This is a genomic window from Spiroplasma endosymbiont of Cantharis rufa (genome assembly GCF_964019665.1).
Lineage (GTDB): Bacteria > Bacillota_I > Bacilli_A > Mycoplasmatales > Mycoplasmataceae > Spiroplasma_A.
Genome location: NZ_OZ026459.1, coordinates 1121322 through 1141001, shown reverse-complemented (window position 1 = coordinate 1141001; position 19680 = coordinate 1121322). Strand labels below are relative to the sequence as shown.

The 19680-nt window shown below is 26.4% G+C and carries 20 protein-coding genes; all 20 read left to right on the top strand.

What is annotated here, in order from left to right:
- Positions 1–8 precede the first annotated feature (8 nt).
- A complete protein-coding gene (locus AACL15_RS04975) occupies positions 9–644 on the top strand; it encodes an adenylate kinase (protein ID WP_339033995.1) in 636 nt (211 codons plus the stop codon).
- 3 nt (positions 645–647) lie between these two features.
- Positions 648–1424, top strand: a complete 777-nt coding sequence (gene map / locus AACL15_RS04970) for a type I methionyl aminopeptidase (protein WP_339033993.1) — start codon at positions 648–650, stop codon at positions 1422–1424.
- Positions 1424–1651: a translation initiation factor IF-1 gene (gene infA / locus AACL15_RS04965; RefSeq protein WP_053946570.1), complete on the top strand. Its 228-nt coding sequence runs from the start codon at positions 1424–1426 to the stop codon at positions 1649–1651. Before map ends, infA begins: the two co-directional genes overlap by 1 nt.
- 60 nt (positions 1652–1711) lie before the next feature.
- Positions 1712–1825: a 50S ribosomal protein L36 gene (gene rpmJ, locus AACL15_RS04960; protein WP_020834730.1), complete on the top strand. Its 114-nt coding sequence runs from the start codon at positions 1712–1714 to the stop codon at positions 1823–1825.
- Positions 1826–1883: 58 nt separating this feature from the next.
- Complete coding sequence (gene rpsM / locus AACL15_RS04955; protein WP_339030139.1) at positions 1884–2249, top strand: 30S ribosomal protein S13; 366 nt, start codon at positions 1884–1886, stop codon at positions 2247–2249.
- A gap of 17 nt (positions 2250–2266) precedes the next feature.
- Positions 2267–2656, top strand: a complete 390-nt coding sequence (rpsK, locus tag AACL15_RS04950) for a 30S ribosomal protein S11 (RefSeq protein WP_339030141.1) — start codon at positions 2267–2269, stop codon at positions 2654–2656.
- 9 nt (positions 2657–2665) lie between these two features.
- Positions 2666–3619, top strand: a complete 954-nt coding sequence (locus tag AACL15_RS04945) for a DNA-directed RNA polymerase subunit alpha (RefSeq protein WP_339033991.1) — start codon at positions 2666–2668, stop codon at positions 3617–3619.
- Between the two features lie 17 nt (positions 3620–3636).
- Positions 3637–3996, top strand: coding sequence for a 50S ribosomal protein L17 (gene rplQ, locus AACL15_RS04940; RefSeq protein WP_053946566.1), 360 nt, complete (start codon positions 3637–3639; stop codon positions 3994–3996).
- Positions 3997–4103: 107 nt separating this feature from the next.
- Positions 4104–4910, top strand: coding sequence for a pyrroline-5-carboxylate reductase family protein (locus AACL15_RS04935; protein WP_339033989.1), 807 nt, complete (start codon positions 4104–4106; stop codon positions 4908–4910).
- A 101-nt stretch (positions 4911–5011) separates the two neighbouring features.
- Entirely contained in the window at positions 5012–6214 is a 1203-nt protein-coding gene (locus AACL15_RS04930) for an energy-coupling factor transporter ATPase (protein ID WP_339033987.1), read from the top strand.
- Between the two features lie 317 nt (positions 6215–6531).
- The gene (locus AACL15_RS04925; RefSeq protein ID WP_422398410.1) at positions 6532–7431 is read left to right on the top strand and encodes an energy-coupling factor transporter ATPase; all 900 of its coding nucleotides are present in this window, start codon (positions 6532–6534) and stop codon (positions 7429–7431) included.
- An 18-nt stretch (positions 7432–7449) separates the two neighbouring features.
- Entirely contained in the window at positions 7450–8349 is a 900-nt protein-coding gene (locus AACL15_RS04920; protein ID WP_339033983.1) for an energy-coupling factor transporter transmembrane component T, read from the top strand.
- Positions 8350–8358: 9 nt separating this feature from the next.
- Entirely contained in the window at positions 8359–9096 is a 738-nt protein-coding gene (gene truA / locus AACL15_RS04915) for a tRNA pseudouridine(38-40) synthase TruA (protein ID WP_339033982.1), read from the top strand.
- 348 nt (positions 9097–9444) lie between these two features.
- The gene (locus tag AACL15_RS04910) at positions 9445–10143 is read left to right on the top strand and encodes a hypothetical protein (RefSeq protein ID WP_339033980.1); all 699 of its coding nucleotides are present in this window, start codon (positions 9445–9447) and stop codon (positions 10141–10143) included.
- Positions 10144–10181: 38 nt separating this feature from the next.
- Positions 10182–14588: an ABC transporter permease gene (locus AACL15_RS04905; RefSeq protein ID WP_339033978.1), complete on the top strand. Its 4407-nt coding sequence runs from the start codon at positions 10182–10184 to the stop codon at positions 14586–14588.
- Positions 14589–14739: 151 nt separating this feature from the next.
- Positions 14740–15510, top strand: coding sequence for a hypothetical protein (locus AACL15_RS04900; protein WP_339033977.1), 771 nt, complete (start codon positions 14740–14742; stop codon positions 15508–15510).
- A gap of 65 nt (positions 15511–15575) precedes the next feature.
- A complete protein-coding gene (locus AACL15_RS04895) occupies positions 15576–16010 on the top strand; it encodes an RpiB/LacA/LacB family sugar-phosphate isomerase (RefSeq protein WP_339033975.1) in 435 nt (144 codons plus the stop codon).
- 1 nt (position 16011) lies between these two features.
- Positions 16012–16512 (top strand): RpiB/LacA/LacB family sugar-phosphate isomerase, encoded by a 501-nt coding sequence (locus AACL15_RS04890; protein WP_339033973.1) that lies wholly within the window; start codon positions 16012–16014, stop codon positions 16510–16512.
- 293 nt (positions 16513–16805) lie between these two features.
- A complete protein-coding gene (locus AACL15_RS04885; protein ID WP_339033971.1) occupies positions 16806–17504 on the top strand; it encodes a hypothetical protein in 699 nt (232 codons plus the stop codon).
- Positions 17505–17636: 132 nt separating this feature from the next.
- Positions 17637–19679: a lipoprotein gene (locus AACL15_RS04880; protein WP_339033969.1), complete on the top strand. Its 2043-nt coding sequence runs from the start codon at positions 17637–17639 to the stop codon at positions 19677–19679.
- The last annotated feature ends 1 nt before the right edge of the window (position 19680 follow it).

Sequence of the window (19680 nt, the reverse complement as noted above, 5' to 3'; positions counted from 1 at the left end):
TGGTAATTATGAATATAATTTTACTTGGTGCTCCAGGTAGTGGTAAAGGAACTCTTTCAGAGTTTCTTTGTGAGAAAAAGGCTTTCACACAACTTTCAACTGGTGATTTATTTAGAGATAATATTTTAAATAAAACTGAATTAGGTTTAAAGGCTAAAGAGTTTATAAATAAGGGAAAGTTAGTTCCAGATTCAATAACAAACTCAATGGTTGAAAAATATCTTAAAGGTAAAAAAAAGGATTTAATTTTTGATGGTTTTCCAAGAACAGATGATCAAGCTTTAGCTTTGGATAAAATGTTAGAAAAATTAGATGAAAAAATTGATAAGGTGATTTACTTGGATATTGATGAAAGCACTTTAATGGGTCGTTTAACAGGAAGAATGATTTGTCAAATTTGCAAAAGAAGTTATCATAGAATAACTAGAAAACCTTTAAAAGAAGGAATTTGTGATTTTGATAGTGGAACTTTAATTGTGCGCCCTGATGATAAAGAAGATAAAATAAAAATAAGATTAGAAGCATATCATAATCAAACAGCACCATTAATAAAATTTTATAAAGATAAAATAATTAAAATTAATGCTGACAATTGCTCACCTGAAGAACTTTATATTAGAGTAGAAAAAGTTCTGGGGTTTTAATAAATGGCTATTACAATTAAAAATGCTGAACAAATTGAAAAAATGAGATATGCTGGAAGAGTTCTTGGAGAAGTCTTACAAGAGCTAAAAAAAATGATTAAACCAGGCATTAATTGTTTGGAATTAGATAAATTTTTTATAGATTTTATTACAAAAAAAGGTTGTACAAGTAATTTTAAAGGTTATGGTGGATTTCCTGCACATATATGTATATCAATTAATGAACAATTAATTCATGGAATACCTAGAAATAGAATATTAAAAGATGGAGATATTGTATCAATTGATGCAGGATGTGTTTTTGAAAAATATCATGCAGATGCAGCAATAACTGCAATTTGTGGTAACTCAAAAGATAAAAAGTATGATAAACTAATAGAGTTGACTGAAAAGTCATTATACTTGGCAATTGAGCAGGTAAGAGCTGGTGTACGCATCGGAACTATTTCTTCTACTGTTCAAAAATTTATTGAAGAAAATGGTTATCATTTGCCAACAGATTATTCAGGACATGGTATTGGATTGGAAATGCATGAAGATCCTTTTGTTCCTAATGTAGGAATAGAAAATACTGGAATGAGATTAGTTCCAGGAATGGCTATTTGTATTGAACCAATGGTTCAAATAGGAACAGATAAAACTATTGTTGCTGATGATGATGATTGAACAGTGTCATCAAAAGATGGTAGCATGACTGCCCACTTTGAACATACTATTTTGATCACTGAAGGAGATCCAGAGGTATTAACTTTATTTAAAACCAAGGAGGAAACAGAATAATGGCAAAAGAAGATTATTTAGAAGTGGATGGTACCGTTTTAGAGGTACTACCAAATGCTACTTTTAAGGTGAAATTAGAAAATGAAATAGTTATAGACGCCCACGTGTCTGGTAAAATCCGAATGAATTACATTCGCATCTTACCAGGAGATAAAGTTACTGTTGCAATTTCACCATATGACCCAACACGTGGAAGAATTACATATCGTTTTAAAAATGGTAAATAAGTAATTTCAATCAACAATGTAAATATAAATTAAGTACACAAAATCAGGAGGTTAGAAAAGATGAAAGTTAGATCATCTGTCAAAAAAATTTGCGACAAGTGTCGTGTAATAAGACGTAAAGGCCGTGTAATGATTATTTGTGAACAACCAAAACATAAACAACGACAAGGTTAATTATTTTATTAATAAAATAAAGTAAAAAAGGTTAATCTTATTAGAAAGGAAATTAATAATGGCTCGTATAAATGGGGTAGAAATACCTAATGAAAAAAGAGTAGTTATTGCTCTAACTTATATTTATGGTATTGGTTTAACAACTTCACAAAAAATCCTTGAGGCTACAAAAGTAAGCGAAGATACAAGAGTTAAAGACTTATCAGAAGAGAATATTAAATCAATCTCTCAAGAAATTTCTAAAGTAAAAACTGAAGGAGATTTAAGAAGAGAAACAGCATTAAACATTAAACGTTTAATGGAAATTGGATGTTACAGAGGAATGAGACACAGAAAAGGACTTACTGTTCGTGGACAGTCAACTAAGACAAATGCACGTACAAGAAAAGGTCCTCGAAAAACTGTAGCTAATAAGAAAAAATAGTTAGAGAGGTATAAACTATGGCAAATAATAAACAAAACAACAAGAAAAAAGTTAAAAAGAATATTGCTAAAGGTATAGCTCACGTTCACTCAACATTCAACAATACAATCGTAACTGTTTCAGATGAAAAAGGTAATGTTATAGCTTGATCAAGTGCTGGAGTAATGGGATTTAGAGGAAGTAAAAAATCAACACCTTATGCTGCTCAGTTAATTGCTGAAGCTGCTGGTAAAGGGGCTATGGACAATGGAGTTAAATCTATTGCTGTTGAAGTAAAAGGTCCAGGTCCAGGAAGAGATGCTGCTGTTAGAAGTTTACAGGGTATCGGATTAGAAATAACTTCAATTAAAGATACAACACCAATTCCCCACAATGGAGTGCGTCCACGTAAACGCCCGAGAGGTTAATAAAAAAATATGAAACAATTTTCAAGACCAGAATTTAAATTATTAAAAGAAGAGAAAAACAGAAACTATGGGGAATTTAAAGTTGAACCTCTTGAAAGAGGATTTGGAACAACTCTTGGTAATGCAATTAGAAGAACATTAATTTCTTCAACACCAGGAGCTGCTGTTTATGCAATTAAAATTGTAGGTGCAGCCCATGAATTTACATCAATAAATGGAATTGTTGAAAATGTAAGTAGAATTATTTTAAATCTAAAAAAACTAGCATTAAAAATTGATTCAAAAATATTTGAAGATGAGGAGTTTGTTGAGTTAAAAGTTAGTTCCACAAGAGTTGGAAAAATAACTGCAGGAGATATTAGTTTACCTACTGGAGTTGAAGTTATGAATCCAGAATTACACATATGTACAATTGCAGATGGTGGAGTTTTAGATTTAACTTTATTTGCAAAAAATTCAAGAGGTTATAGATCATTTAAAGATAATAAAAAAGAGAAATTAGTTGCAGATGCAATTACAATTGATTCAAATTATTCTCCAATTGTTAAAGTTGCATATCATGTAGATGCAACAAAAATTGGAAAATCAGTAGATTTAGAGAAACTTGTTTTAGAAGTTGAAACTGATGGAACTGTTACTGCAAGTGATGCAGTTGCAACAGCTGCAAAAATATTAGTTGAACACTTACAATTCTTTGTAAATTTAAATGATGAAATTAATGAATTAAATGTAATTGGGGCAACAAATGAAGAAGATGAAAAAGAATTAGATCGTTTAATCGAAGATTTAGACTTTACACAAAGAAGTTTAAACTGTTTAAAAAGAGCAAGCATCAATTCATTGCGTGACTTAGTTTCTCGTACTGAAGATGATATTCAAGAAATCAGAAACTTGGGTAGAAAATCATTAAAAGAAATTAAAGATAAAGTTGTTCAATTAGGATTAACTTTTAAACAAGACTAGAAGGAAGGTGTAGTTATATGTCATATATTCAAAAAAGAGGTAAAAACACTGCTTGAAGAGTTGCTTTAATGAGAAACTTAACTACAGAGCTAATAATTTCAGAAAGATTAGAAATTACTGAAACTAGAGCTAAAGAATTAAGACAACACTTTGACAAAATGGTTACACTTGGTAAAAGAGGTGACTTACATGCTCGTAGACAAGCTGCTGCTTGATTAAGACATGTTGATGCTTCTGAAAAGGAAACTGCATTACAAAAATTGTTTTCAACAATTGCAAAAAGGTTTAAAACAAGAGAAGGTGGTTATACAAGAATTCTTAAATTGGATAACCGTCGTGGTGATAATGCACCAATGTGTATCATAGAGTTAGTTTAATTATTTATAATAAAAAAAAGTTCCCAAGAGGAGCTTTTTTTTATTAATTTATTTTTCTTTGAATATACTATTATAAAAAGATTTATAATATATGAGGAGGCATGCTTATGAACAATATTTTATTTATTGGCTTAGGTCATATGGGGTCATCTTTGTTTAAAGGAGTGCTTAAAAATAAGCAAATTAAGGCAAAATTTTATGGTTATGATACACTTAAAGACTTACAAGACAAAGTAATAAAATCTGTAAGTGGTGCTAATTCCTTAAACAATTTAGAAGAAATAGTATCCAAAAATATAAACTATATTATTTTGGCTGTTAGGCCAATTGATTTTGATAAATTATGTCAAAATTTAAATAGATTAGACTTAACAAATAGAACCCTTATTTCGATGGTTAATGCTATAGAAATAGAAGAAATTAAGCTAAAACTTGAAATGCAGAAAAATTTAAAAATTATAAGAATAATGCCAAATATGAATGCTTCAATACAAAAATCAGTGACAGCTATTGCATATAATAGTGCTGCAAAGGAAGAATTAGACTTTGTCATAAAAATGTTTGAAAGTTGTGGTATTGTAGAGTTAATTGAAGAAAAAAATTTTGCTACTTTTACAGCAATTTCTGGTTGTCTGCCAGCTTATGTATTTACTTTTTTTAAAGCAATTACAGATTATGGTATTGAAAATGGCATTGAAAAGGAAAAAGTCTTTAGAATTGTTGAACAGTCAATAATTGGAAGTATTAAAAATGCTGCAAATTCACAGATGGAATTGAAGGAAATGATTGATAGTATTTGTGTTCCTAATGGTTCAACTATTGAAGGTCAAAAAGTTTTATATGAGTATAAGTTTCAAGAAATTATAAAAAAATGTCTTCAACAAGCAGAAAAATATTCTAAACAAATTAAGTAAAAATCTGTCTGTCTAAATATTACTAAATTATATTTTTTATAATCTAATAATGTTTAAATATTTATATTTGATATAATAATAAATGTATGAGAGGTAATACTATGTCAAGCAACAATTTAAATGGAACTGAAAAATTAAATGAATTCAGACTTAAACTAAATGAACATAATGATAAATTAATTCGAGCAAGTCAAAAAATGATTATTGCAAGAAGTAAGTTTTCTAGACGTGAAGTTGATATGGATTTTGTTAAAGCAACTGAAAATGAGTACAAAATAATAAAAAAAGAATTTAAAGAGGTTTCTAATAATAACTTCTTTTTTGACAATGTAGTAAAAGCAAAACAAGAATTGAAAAAAGCCTCTAAAAATTCAAAAGAATATTGAAAATTATTTGAAGAATATAAGTTAGCAGACTTTTTATATAAAGAATCAAAAGTTGCTATTAAAGACAGAGGCCATGGAGGATTACTTTCAAAGTTATCTGATACAGCTTTAAAACTTGAAAAAATTAAGTTTAGATATAGAGAAGGACATCCTTTTGCAGTTAATGGAGTTAGTGTTGAAATTAAACATGGAGATTATGTAGCTATTATTGGACATAATGGTAGTGGTAAGTCTACACTTTCAAAAATTATTATTGGGGTTTTACAACCAACAGTAGGTTCTATTGAAGTATATGGAAATAAAGTTACAAGAAACAATATCAATATGATTCGTAAATTTTTAGGTATTGTCTTTCAAAATCCAGATAATCAATTTATTGGTTCTACTGTAAGAGATGATATTGCATTTGGATTAGAAAATAGAAGAATTGCTCCTTCTAAAATGGCAGATATTATTATGAAATCTGCTAAAAAAGTAAGAATGGAAGAATTCTTAGACCACGAACCTTTAATGCTAAGTGGTGGTCAAAAACAAAGAGTCGCAATTGCTTCTGCTTTAGCTTTATCTCCAGATATATTAATTTTTGATGAAGCAACAAGTATGTTAGATCCAAAAGGAAAAAATGAAGTAAAAGAAATTATGGTAGAATTAAAAAACACAAGAGAAAAAACAATTTTTTCTATTACGCATGATATGGATGAAATTTTAAATGCTGATAAAGTTATGGTTATGAATAAAGGTGAATTAGTTAAATTTGGTTCACCAAAGGAAATACTATCTGAAAAAGAATTCTTAAGATCTATTCATTTAGATATTCCTTTTGTAGCTCAAATTGAAGAGGCTTTGCAAAACGAGGGGCTTAAAATCTCTGGAAGTGCAAATTTGGAAGAGTTGGTGAAAAATATATGTCTCAAATAAAAAGAATGTCACCAGAACAAAAAGCAAAAGCTTTGGCAGAGAAAAAAGAACATAAAGTTGAATATAAAGTTCATTTGAAGGAATTAAATGAAAAGCAAAAGCATGATAATAAAAGTAGAAAAAAAAGACACAAAGAAGTAAAAAAATTAATTAAAGAAGATAAAAGAAATCAAAGCCAATATCAAAAGGAAATCAAAGCAGATATAAAAAAAGATAAAGAACTAATGCCTCAAAGAATTAAGGAAGTTAAAGAATGATATATAAGTCAACCAAAAAAAGACTCTTTAGTTAAAAAGGAATTTAAAAGAAAACTTAAAATGGTAAGTCAACCAAAATGAGATTTTAATGGAGAAATTAAATTTGAGTCAGTAGCTTATACCTATAGCAAAAACTCTCCATTCGAATTCAGAGCTTTAAATGGAACTGATTTAATTATTGAAGAAAAAAAAATTACAGCAGTAATTGGTATGACGGGTAGTGGTAAATCAACTTTAATTCAACTAACTAATGGGTTATTAGTAACCGAAACCGGAAGAACAAAAATTGGGGATTTTCAAATCCCTGCATCAAATAAAAAAATTAAACAGGTTAAAGAATTAAGAAGAGAAGTAGGTTTAGTATTCCAATTCCCAGAGTATCAATTATTCCAAGATACAATAGAAAAGGATATTTCTTTTGGGCCAATTAATCTAGGAGCAAATAAAAAAGAAAGTTTTGAAAAGGTTCCTGAATTATTAAAGATGGTAGATTTACCAGTAGATTATGCTAAAAGAAGTCCATTTGATTTAAGTGGTGGTCAAAAACGTAGGGTTGCTATTGCAGGAATTATTGCAATGGATGGAAATACACTTGTTCTTGATGAACCAACAGGTGGTTTAGATCCTCAAGGTGAAGAGGACTTTATGAATTTATTTAATAAATTAAATAAAGAAAAAAATAAGAGAATTATTATTGTAACTCATAATATGGATCATGTTTTACAAATTGCAGATCAAGTAATTGTTATGCATAAGGGTAAAGTTATTTCAAAGGGAACCCCATTTGAAATTTTCTCTAATAATAAATTATTAGAGGAAATTGAAATAGAACCACCAAAATTATATAAACTTGCTCATAAATTAAAAAAAGCAGGTATTGATGTTACAAAAACTGAGTTTAGATCAGTTGAAGAACTTGCAAAAGTAATAAAATTAGCTGTTAAAGCTAAAAGAAAATAGGTAAGGAGAAATTCAATAATGAGAATGGTATTTGGTAGATATATGCCGTATAATTCAATAATTCATAAAATGGATCCAAGATTGAAGCTATTTATGATTATTTCATTAATTGTTGTTGTATTTTTGCCTATTGGCTATACAGGTTTTGTATTTACAGCAGCTTTTATTTTTATGATGTATATTATAAGTAGATTAAGTTTCAAAATGTTAATTAAATTATTTTTTCCAATAATATTTATATTTTTGGTTTTAATTTTAATTAATATATTTATGTTAAAACCGAAGGGCTTTGAAGATTTAGTAAATGGAGTACATGATACGGGTGCTTATGCTTATGGTTATATTTATAAATGAAAAGCAATTTGTTTTTCGGAAAAAGCTTTATATTCAGCTTTATACATGACAATTAGAATATTTTTAATGATTACTTTAACTACAATTTTAACAGGTACAACACAGCCTTTAGAATTAACATTAGCAATTGAGGATTTATTATGACCTTTAAAATTAATTGGGATACCTGTATATATTTTCTCAACAATTATTTCAATTGCTTTAAGAATGATTCCAACTTTAATTGATGAAGCAGGAAGAATTATGAAAGCCCAATCGTCAAGGGGAATTGACTTTAAAAATGGAAAATTGATTGATAAGGCTAAATCAATGACTTCTTTAATTATTCCTTTATTGGTATCAGCTTTTCAAAAAGCTGAGGATTTAGCTTATGCAATGGACTCAAGAGGATATGATCCTCATGCCAAAAGAACAAGATATAGACAAGTAAAATTTAGATTTTTAGATGTTATTATTTTTACTCTTGGAATAGGTTTATTTGCAACTCTTGTTTGTTATATAAATATCAGTTCATTTCAAAATATGGTACAAATTCCTAGAATTGATACAATTCTATTTTCTTAATAAGCAGCAATGTATTATTATTTATTAACTATTGAGTATGATGGAACTGATTTTTGTGGTTGAGCTAAACAAAATAGACAATTAACTATTCAAGGTGAAATTGAAAAATCTATAGCTAAAGTAGCTAAAAACTCTATATTTAGAATAGTCGGAGCTTCAAAGACTGATTCAGGAGTTCATGCAAATGATCAAAAGGCGTGAGTAGAATTAAACTTTAAACCAAATATTGATGGTTTTTTAAAGGCATTAAATAGAAGTTTAACTTTGGGTATTCAAGTAAAAGATATGATTCCCATAAGTAAGGAATTTAGAGTTAGAAATTGCAAAGAGAAAATTTATGAATACAAAATAAACTTAGGAAAAAATAATGTTTTTGAAAATAGATATTACTTTTTGCCGAAGAATTCATTAAATATTTTAAAATTAAAAGAGGCCTTGAGTCTCTTTGTAGGTAATCATGATTTTTTAAATTTCTCAGGTTTAAAGAATGAGGAAGTAGATTTAATTAAAACAAAAAGGAAAATTAACTCAATTGAATGTGATTTAAATAATGATTTATTTTTAATTACTTTTAAAGCAAAAGGTTTTATTAGATATCAAATCCGAATGATTGTAGGGGCATGTATAGCTTACAGTTTAAACAAAATTAGCTTAAAAAAAATTATAAATGTTTTAGAACTAAAAGAAGAAAAAATGCCATATATTGCAAATCCTGAGGGACTTATTTTAAAAAAGATTATTTATTAACTACTTTTTAAGGTATTATTTACTTAGGTCGGTTATTCTGAACTTAAATACACCAAAAAAAGAGTAATAGAAATTTATTAGTTTATCTTTTTTGAATAAGTTTTCTTAACAAGAAGGAAAAGGTATGTAATAAATTTCTTTTACAGTAAGCCGGCTAAAATACGTTTTAAACGTATTTTTTTATTTTTTAATAAAAACTCATTTTTCTAATAAAATATCTATATAAATAAAGAATATCTTAAAGTTATTTTTAGATTATTTCAATAATTTTTAGAACTAAGAAATTTGTTATTTTTATTTAAAATGTTATTATAATTTTAAAGAAGAATGCTTTGTAGGAGAGTTTATATGAACAATTATAATAAAAAAAATGTAAAAAAATTATACATGTTGTTTGTTTTAACTCATCTAACTATTATTTTTACTTCAACTTTTTTTAAATATTCAAATGAAAATTTGTATATTGCAATACAGATTGCATGAATAATAAATACTGTGATAATTAGTTTAATATGTTTTTGAATAGTTATTGAATCAATGGTTATAATTCATAGACTTAAAAAAAGCTTTATTGGTTTTAAGACGTTTAAATGTTTTAAAAGGTTTACTTATTTAAATGAGTTTTTTAATTTAATATTAATTACAGTACCGATTTTTATTTCAACTGAATATCAAGCAGTAGAATATTTTTGAGATTCAAATCAGACTATAATAAATTTAGAGTTCTTTTTAATAGTTTCATTTACTATAATAGTTTCATTTACTTGTGTAATTATTTCATTAAATATAGTTTATGAAAAAATAATAAATAAAATAAAATTAAAAATGAATGAGCAAGTATTTTTTAATTTTTCAAAAATAGTTAAAAAGGAATCATTTTTTTCAGAGTATTCAAATATTACAAAATCTCTATTACAAAAAATTTATTTAGAATTTGAAACTATTTTAGAGAGAAATTATTTTGTAGAAGAAGTTGTTGATTGTAAAAAGAGTTCTCATCTTAAAACTTTTAAAAAAGGAGTCACTCCTCCACTAAACATTTTTTAATAAAAGAATAATTATCAATTAATAGGAGGAAACTAAATATGAAGGGAATTAGACTTTTACTAAAGAACGCTTTTAAGTCGGCTGGGAGAAATAAATCACAAATTATAGGTTTATCACTTTTAGTTATGTTGGTATCTTTAGTTATATCTGTTTTAGGAGCAACTTCAACTAGAGTAGTTGGAGCTTATAATTATTTAAATACACAATCTAATTTAAGAGATTATGTTTTAGATATTAATTTAGAAGATAAAATATTAGAACCTGATGAAAATGGTAAAGATATAAAAGAGTGAGAAAGCGATAAAAAACTTGCAAAAGATGATATGCTTTATCAACAATATATTATGAATCAAATTGCACTTAAATATGATTTGGATGTATCTTTTACTGAAGCAAGGTTAATATCAGGTTTATATGGTAAAAAAGGTGATATTAGAATTAAAGCAATTTCGAAAATTAATTCTGATTTAAATAAGGGTGTAGATAAACTTGTAATTTCAAAAGGAAGAACTTTTAAAGGAAATGCCAAAGAAGTTGTTATTGGTGAATCTTATGCTAAACAAAATGGAATTAAAACTGGTGATATTGTTAGAATTAACTCTGATAAATATGGAAGTGATTTATTAATTAAAAATACGCAGGGCAATGCAACTGAGGTAAAACAACTTAACGAAGATTTAAAAAATATGAAAGATGTTCAAACTTTTTTAAATAGTAATAGTTATAAAAATCAGGTTTGATTCGAAGTTGTTGGAATTGGAACATCAGCAGATTTTACAACTCCAATAATGGATGAAACAACAATAATGCCAAACATTAATAATGAGGTTTTAATGTACATGGATTCATCATGAATGGGATATGAAAGTACTGCATATAATTTTACAAAAGTAAAAGAAGAAGAAATAACAAAAAAAGAAGTTGTTCAAAAAACTATGGCTTCATATATTGTTTCAAATGCAAAAGTAGTTGTGACTTCTGAAAATGATAGAGAGGCCTATATTTCTGTAAAAGCAAATAATGAAAGTAACAATGAACTTTTAAATAATCTAGAAAAAGAATATAAAACTTGAGCAGATATCAAAATAGATAGTAAATATATATTTGTTTCAAATGATCCATTATATAAATTTTCAGCTAGAATAACAACATTTAAATCAATTATGACAGGTTATAATTCAATGGCAACAGGATTAATAGTTGTTATAGTTGCAATTGCTGGGTTTACAACAGTATTAACAACTAAAAAACAAGTAGAATTGCAAAGTAGACAAATTGGATGTTTAAAATCATTAGGATATAAAAAGCGAGAAATTGTTAATAACTTTATTGCGCTTCCTTTAATAGTTTCAATTCTTGGAGCTTTAATGGGATATATTATTTCAATATTTATTGAAACAATAATTGTAAGTATATTTTCAAATTACTTTAATATTGCTTTCTTTGGATTTAAATTTAATATTGTTTCATTTGGTTCAAGTATTATTGGTTTATGAATTGGTTTAACACTATTGGCATTTATAATTGGTTATTGAACAATTAGGCTACCAGCACTTACTTTATTAAAAGGTGGAGATGATAAAGTAATTAATAAATTCTCAATGTATATTAAGTCTCTATTCTCAAAGAGAAGCTTTAATCCAAGATTAAGAACAGCTCTGTTAACGACTTCTTTAGGTAAATTAGTAGGAGTTAGCGCAACAATGCTTTTAAGTGCTACTCTCATTACAACAACAATTGTGGCACCAAAAGTTATGAAGGACAACATGACAGCTACCTTCAATGGAATGAACTATGAAAATATGGTTGAATATACTCAACCAATAGCAAATAATCCATGATCATTTCAAAGAACATATAACCCAAATTGAGATAGTGAAAAAGAGGGTTGAGGTCAATATGAAGAAGAGCTCTTAATAAGAAATGCAGGATATAGAGATAATAGTATTGGGGGACCATCTGGTTTTACAAATGGTTGAACTGCTTATCCAACAACTAAAACATCTGACAATAAAACTGTAATTGATTGAGAAAAGGTTTATTCATCTTTATTAAAGGGAGATATTAGTCCATATTATTATACTTATGATATAGCGGCAGATGATAAGTTTTTCTGAACAGAATTTTCTTATCTAAATTGAAAAAATATGTCAACCAAATTACTGAAAAACTTGGATAGAGCAGAAGTAACAAGTTTTTTAGGAGGGGCGGAGGCTTTATCTCAACTGCAAGCACAATGACCTGATTATACTAAATTGGTAAGTTTGGATTTAGCATCTATGTCTAAACCACAATTGACTATTGATGATTATAAAGATTATAGTAAAATAATGATTAAGTTTTATAGTAAATATATAAAAGGTCTAAAATTAAATTACAATAATGAAAATAAAAATAAGGGTATGATTATTACCGATGATAAAGGAACTTATATAAATTATAAAAAGGCTAAATCAAAAATGAACTCTATTTTTAAAAATAAATATAATACTAAACCATCAAAATCAGGTGTAAATCAATATTGAGATCAAGGAGATAATGTTAATGATTTAGTTAGTTATATGGAAATAAATGAAAAAGAAACTGCAGCCTTTAATTTTAAATTAGAAAATGAATTTATTAATCCATTAGATATCAATGATAGTGATATCGATGAAATTAGTGATGAAAAAATAATAAAAAATTTAAATACAGCTTTAACTTTATGATTTGGATCAGTTATGGATGGAAGAATGGGTATGGCAGTACTTCAAACAACGTATACAAGGTCACCTTATTTCGTTCAAGAATATTTAAAATCAGCAATTGAAAATGAATCAAATTATAATATAACATTTAATTTAATTCCTTATGATAATAAACAAGATGAAATAGGTACAATGATTAATACAAAATTCAAAACCAGAAATGGTAAAACAGAGAATGCTAAAATATTTGGTATTGATGCTGATTCAAAAAGAGTATCTTTAGTTAATCAAAGAAATAATAACTTAAAAAATGAATTATTTTTAGAAAATAATAGTAACACAATCCCTTTAATAATTAATGAAAGTTTTTACAAAAAGATAAATAAACAGGTTGGGCAAAAAGTATCACTTTCTGTTTTAAGAGAACTGCTTTCAAATGATGCAGAGTTTTTAACTTTAGAAAAAGATATAAAATATGGTCATAATTTAGTTGAGGGAAATAGAGTCAATTTTAAAAATGAATTAAGAACACAATCAACTTATGCTTATTATACTAACGGTGGTTCATATGCAAATAGTTCATCAAATAAAATTCCTTTGGCAAATCCAGTAGATTCTTCAACAATTGATGGTATTAAAATTGCTGCAAATTGAGCAGAAGATGCAACAAAGCCAATTGATATTTATGAAAAATATAAAAATGGTAACATTAGAATAAATTCAAAATACGATGATGTTGAATTTATAATAGCAGGAGTTCAAAATGGTTATGGTCAACCACAAGGTTGAATTTCAAATGAAAATGCAAATAAAATAATGGAATATGATAAAGTTAAAAAGTATAATTTTGAGAATTGATTTGTAAGAGAATATCCTCAGGGTAATCCATTATATAATTTTGTTGAGTTTTCAAATAATGATGAAGAAAAAATACAAGGAACTACATTAGAAGGATTTATTCAAGAAGTTTATAACCATAATAGAACGTATGAAGATTTTATAGCTAATGTACAAAGAAGTAAAAAAGGATCAAGTTGAAGAAACATGAATCAACTTTATGAAAATTTATATCCTGTATTTAATTATAAGTATAGTTATGATAATAATATTGTTGACCTAACTCAGGGATTTTCAGTGTCTTCGAAGATAGGTGACTTTAGTTCAGTTGGTTTAAATGGTAGTTTTGAAACAATGTCCGTGCCTTGTTCAGAAGATAATTTGACAAGAGATGATGAAAATCAATGTACAGTAGTAAATCCTGAAAAATTTAATCAGGGCTATGGAATTGGAACACTTTCAACAATGTTACCAAAAGAACAAACTAGACAAATATTAGGTCAAGTTACTGACTTAATAAATTTAATTATTATTATGTTTATCACAATAGCAATTATTGTTTCTGCAACAATAATTCTTTTAACAACGAGTTTAATTATTTTTGAAAATAAACAATTTATTGCAACAATGAAAACTCTAGGATATTCAAATTCTTATGTTGTAAGACAAATTTTAGGAATGTATATACTACCAATTCTAGTTATGTATGTTATTGGTTTTATAGCAGGATGATATATTTTTGTAATAATAGCTGATTTCTTAGCTTTAAATACTGCATGAGTTTTACCAGTAAATTTCTCACTGTGATTGCCATTTACAGTATTTGCAGTTATTGCAACAATTTATATAGTAACTTTTGCAATTGGATGAAAAAATATTCAAAGAATTAATCCATTAGAAGCTTTGAAAGATAAGGATTAAAAACTAATCTTATATATATTTATATATAAGATTTTTTTTATTTTTTAGAAGACACAAATTATAGGTACTTAATTTTTAATAAAAACTTTAGTGTAAATAAAAAAAAATTAAATTAATATTATTCTAGGTTAAAATTATTTTGAGGTGCTTTATGAAAAACCATAACAAGGCAGAACGTATTAATATTTATTTAGCAAATCTTAGTGATCAAATAAATCTTAATATGAAATCTTTTATTGAAATAGGACATGATTATAATATTCCTGAAATAACTGTTAGAAGGGATGTTAAATTTCTTGAAAAAATGGGATATATAAAAATTTATATGGGTTTAATTAATTTCTTTAGAAATAAGGGCTATGAAATTACTAGAGCTGAAAAGTTGCAAACGAATAAAAAAAAGAAACAAAAAATTTCTATTAAAGCAAATGAGCTAATTAATTCATCTGAAATATTTGTAGGTCCAGGAACAACTTGTGAAACTTTTGTAAGATCTATTACAAAAACTATTAATGTTTTATATACCAATGGAATGGAAATAGCAAGAATAGCTAACAACTCAGCAAATGTTAAAAATGTTGTTATAATTGGTGGTAGATTAAGACCACAATCAACTGCAATGTGTGGTCCAATTGCTAATCGAGCATTAGAAAGTTTAAAATTCTCTCAATCTTTTATAACTGTAACTAATCTTGATAAAAATTTATATCTTTACAATAATCATGAAGATGAAGCAGAGTTTGTTAATAATCTGATTAATTTAACAAATGAAACTATTTGTTTAATTGATTCAACTAAAATTAGTAAAGTTGAAAAGGGAAATTTAATATGCAATATTGATAGAATTAATATTTTAGTATTAGATGAACATCTAGAAAGAGACTTACTAAGAAAAATCTCTAGAACTACAAAGGTTGTTTAAAAATGATAATTTTTTATCATTTTTTATTTTCCTGTGTTAATCTTTAAGTGGAAAGGAAAGTATAAATGAACAAAATTATAGTATATATAAATAATAAAATAGATAAAGAGTATGAAAATTTTTTATTAGAAAATATTAAATCGCAAAACTTTGATATTACATTTCAAAAGGAGATTAGTATATTTAATGACTTAAATAAATTAAGTGATAAGCTAAGTCATAAAAAAATAGATAGAGTAATTGTTATTGACGATTTTGGAACTTTACCATTTATGATTATGGCTCAAAAAAAAGGAGTTGTAGTAGCTCAAGTATCAGATTATCATTCTGCAAAGATGACAATTCAACATAATAATTCAAATGTCTTATCGTTAGGTTTTTCTATAATAGGTAAAGAGAATATGTTAAATGTAATTGATGCATATTTAAGTGCTACTTTTGAAGCTGGAAGACATATGGTAAGAATTAATATGTTAGAAAATATGTTGGAGGGACAATAAAATGAGAATTGCAATAGGATGTGATCACATTGTTACAGATATTAAAGATAAAATAATTGAAATGTTAAAAGATAATAAAATTGAGGTAATTGACTGTGGAACTAATGATTTTAACAGAACTCATTATCCAATATATGGTCATCAAGTTGCTGTAAATGTAGTAACAAAAAAAGCTGACTTTGGAATTGTAATTTGTGGAACTGGAGTTGGAATTACAAATAGTGCTCAAAAAGTTAAAGGAGCAAGAGTAGTTCTTGCAAAAGATGTTTTGACAGCTATTGATGCTAGGCAAAAATATGATGCAAATGTTGTTGGTTTTGGAGGTCGAATTATTGGTATTGGTTTAATGTATGAGATTATTGAAGGTTTTATACAAGCTAAGTATCTAAGTAAAAATGATGCTTTAATTAATCAAATTAATCAAATTATCGAAAAAGAAAATTATGATAGTAAAATTTTTGATGAAGAAAAACACAAGTGAGATCAGGGATTTTATAATTAACTACTACTATTGTCCGCAAAAACATTACATGAAATCAAGAACTTTAGTTAGTATAGTAATAACTATTAAAAAATTATAGTCTAATTTGAGCCAACTTCTTATAAAGTAAATCAAGTATAATTATTCAAAATATACCAGTAGTTTTGACTGCTGGTTTTTTAATATAGGGCTTAAATAATAATTAAATTATATTAACAATAAATAAAAATTTTTTATGATTACTTTAATTGTTTTTATTAAACTTGCTTTTAACTTTTTATGTTGTTAAAATTAAAAAATAGGAGATATTAAAAATGTTAAAGATAAGAAATCTTAGTAAAACTTTAATAAAAAACACCTTTGTATTATCTTTACTTTTATATTTTTATTTGTCTACAATCTCTGAATTTGAAGTTTTTTTAAATAATAAAGCAAATATAATTTTTAATAGTTTTAATGTTTTTTTAAATACGATATTTATGTTTATTTTACTTCTTGTTCTAACAATTGAATTCAGTAAATTTATGTATTATATTGAGATAAATATAGGCAATACTAAGAATTTAAAATGAGTAATTAAAAGAGATAATTTAGTTTCCTTATCTAAATTAGCTGTTTTAACTTTTCCTTTTGCAGTTATTTATTTAGTTAAATTTTTTACAAAACAAACTAGTGTATTAGAATTTGAAATTATAATTTTATTTTATGCATCAGCTGCAGTTCTTTTAATCGTTGCTTTAATTGCTATGTATATTGCTTATAGTTTTATTGTAAAAAGAAAATGAATTAATACTTATGAAAAAGAGTATAATTTTTTAATTGAATCAATTTATTTTAATTCAATGTTCCTTGATATTTCAAATTTTGATCAAGACAATTACTTTACTGAATTAAAAAAAGAAATTGATATATTTTTATCAACTAAAAATGAAGAAAGTAATATCTTATTTAATCATCATTTAGCAGTATTTCTAAATGATACAAAAAAGGCAACAACTCCACCTCTAATTTAATATATTTATTTGAAAAGCTATTTATTAGCAAACTATTTAAATAGTAATTTTTATTGTACTCAATTTATATTTTTATGATATAAGAGTAATTTTTTAAATACAAAAATATATTAAAGAAGGAGAAAAAAATATATGAAAAAATTATTAACTATATTAGCTGCAACAAGTTTGTTTGCAACTTCGTCAATATCAGTTATCGCATGTGGGGGAAATATTAGTAAAGGTGGCGAAGATGACACTCTTCCAAATGCAAATTTTGAATTAGATAAAAAAAATATTGATATTTATAGTAATGAAGTTGGTTATATAAATATAACTAACTGAAGTATTTTAAATAGTAAATCAAGACCAAGTGTATTTACTTATAGTGAAGATGGCATAGTTCAAGTTACAAAAAGTTTAAAAGGTGATCAACTTGTAATTACACCATTATCACAAAAAGTTGGTTCAGTAAAAATAACAGTGGCTTCTGAAGTTCATTCAGTTGAAATAACAGTAGAGGTTAAAAAAATAGAGCAAGAGTCTAAATTTAAGTTAGAAAAAAATTCTTTAAATATGAAAACATCTTCATCAAGTTACATTAAAATTACGAATTGAGATGCTCTAGAGGAAAATTCAAAACCAGATAAATTTGAATTTGAAAATGAAGGACTGGCAAGCGCTTCTTTAGATAGTGCAAATAAGAGAATTAAAATAGAAACAAAATCACAAGTGGCTAATAATTTAAAATTAATAGTTACTTCAAAAGATAATAGTCATCTTGAAGAAGTTCTAATTACTATTGAAGCTTCAAAGTTTAATTTAGCCCAAGATGGTTTAATTTTAAATATAGCTGCAGGAAATATGCAAAACGGTTTAATTGATTCAAGTATTGCTGTAGGAAAAGAAGGTTTTACAATAACTGATGAAGCCATTATTAATGGATTTAATACTATGAACAATTCAAATATAGATCAACAAGAGTTAGAAATTGATAGAGAAGGAGAAGGTACTACAGAGGGTAATAATGGGATTGGAACTTCTGTAATCATAAGAGCAAAAGCAAATAGTGAAGTTGTAGAAGGTGAAACACTTTTATTACTTAATCAAAATATTGACCCAAATGAATATTTTGCAAATAAAAATTTAGGAGAAATTAGATTATTTGCAGGAGCTTATAATAGACTTCCTGAGGTATTAGAATCAAAAGATGTTATAAGTTTAGGCGCAATTATTTTTGAGCAAGTTGGTGCAAAAAATACTCAACTAGAATACGTTAAAGCTAATTTTATTCAAAATCTTGGAGAAGCTGGTAAAGCAATTATGCAAAATGCCAAAACTACAGCAACTACTTTCCAAATTACAAATATGCCAACTCTTGGAGGAATATTTAAAGAGGGTATAGATGTGGAATTTACATATAAATTTGTATTAGAAGATAGAATAACATTATTTGAATCTTTACCTGAAAATAAGAAAGTACTTGTGGATGCAGATAAATTGACTGATAAATCTAAATCAGCTCAAAGAGGTGCTAAGGAACAAATTTATAATCAGTTAAGTGAAAAATTTAAAAATGAGATTAGTTTAAATCACTTTATTGAATTTACAAATATAATTTTTGATACCTATGAAGTTATATCTCCTGGAATACCTTCAAAAAGTATTCCAGTGGACTTTAAATTTGATGTATTACCTGGTTCAGATAAATTGTATGCCCATGATGGCGCTGCATGAAATGGATATATTAATGCCAGTGGTGTGGCAGGCATTGCAACTGGTGGTGGTAATTTAGAAAAATATGAAGACAATAAAAAGTTTGATGAAAAATATACAGCAGGAATGGGAGGATTTACTCTTGGTGGATCTACTAGTGGTAATTTTTATCAAGGGCATAATATTATGGAGTTAAATCAGAAATTAACTACTCCAATTGAATATCAAACAGTGGGAAATGGAAAAACAAATAATGTAAACTTTAATTTGGAAAATATGAAATCTGAATATATGGTTACAGTTGAATCAAGTGATTCAAGTGTAGCTTCTGTAAACTTAATAAAAAATGAGAATTACCAATATGTTATTGAACTTACAGGGAAAAAAGTGACTACTGGTTTTTTAGGAGCAAAAGAACCTACTATTACTATTAAAGTTAATGGATTTACAACACATACATTTAAAGTAAAAGTAAACTAAG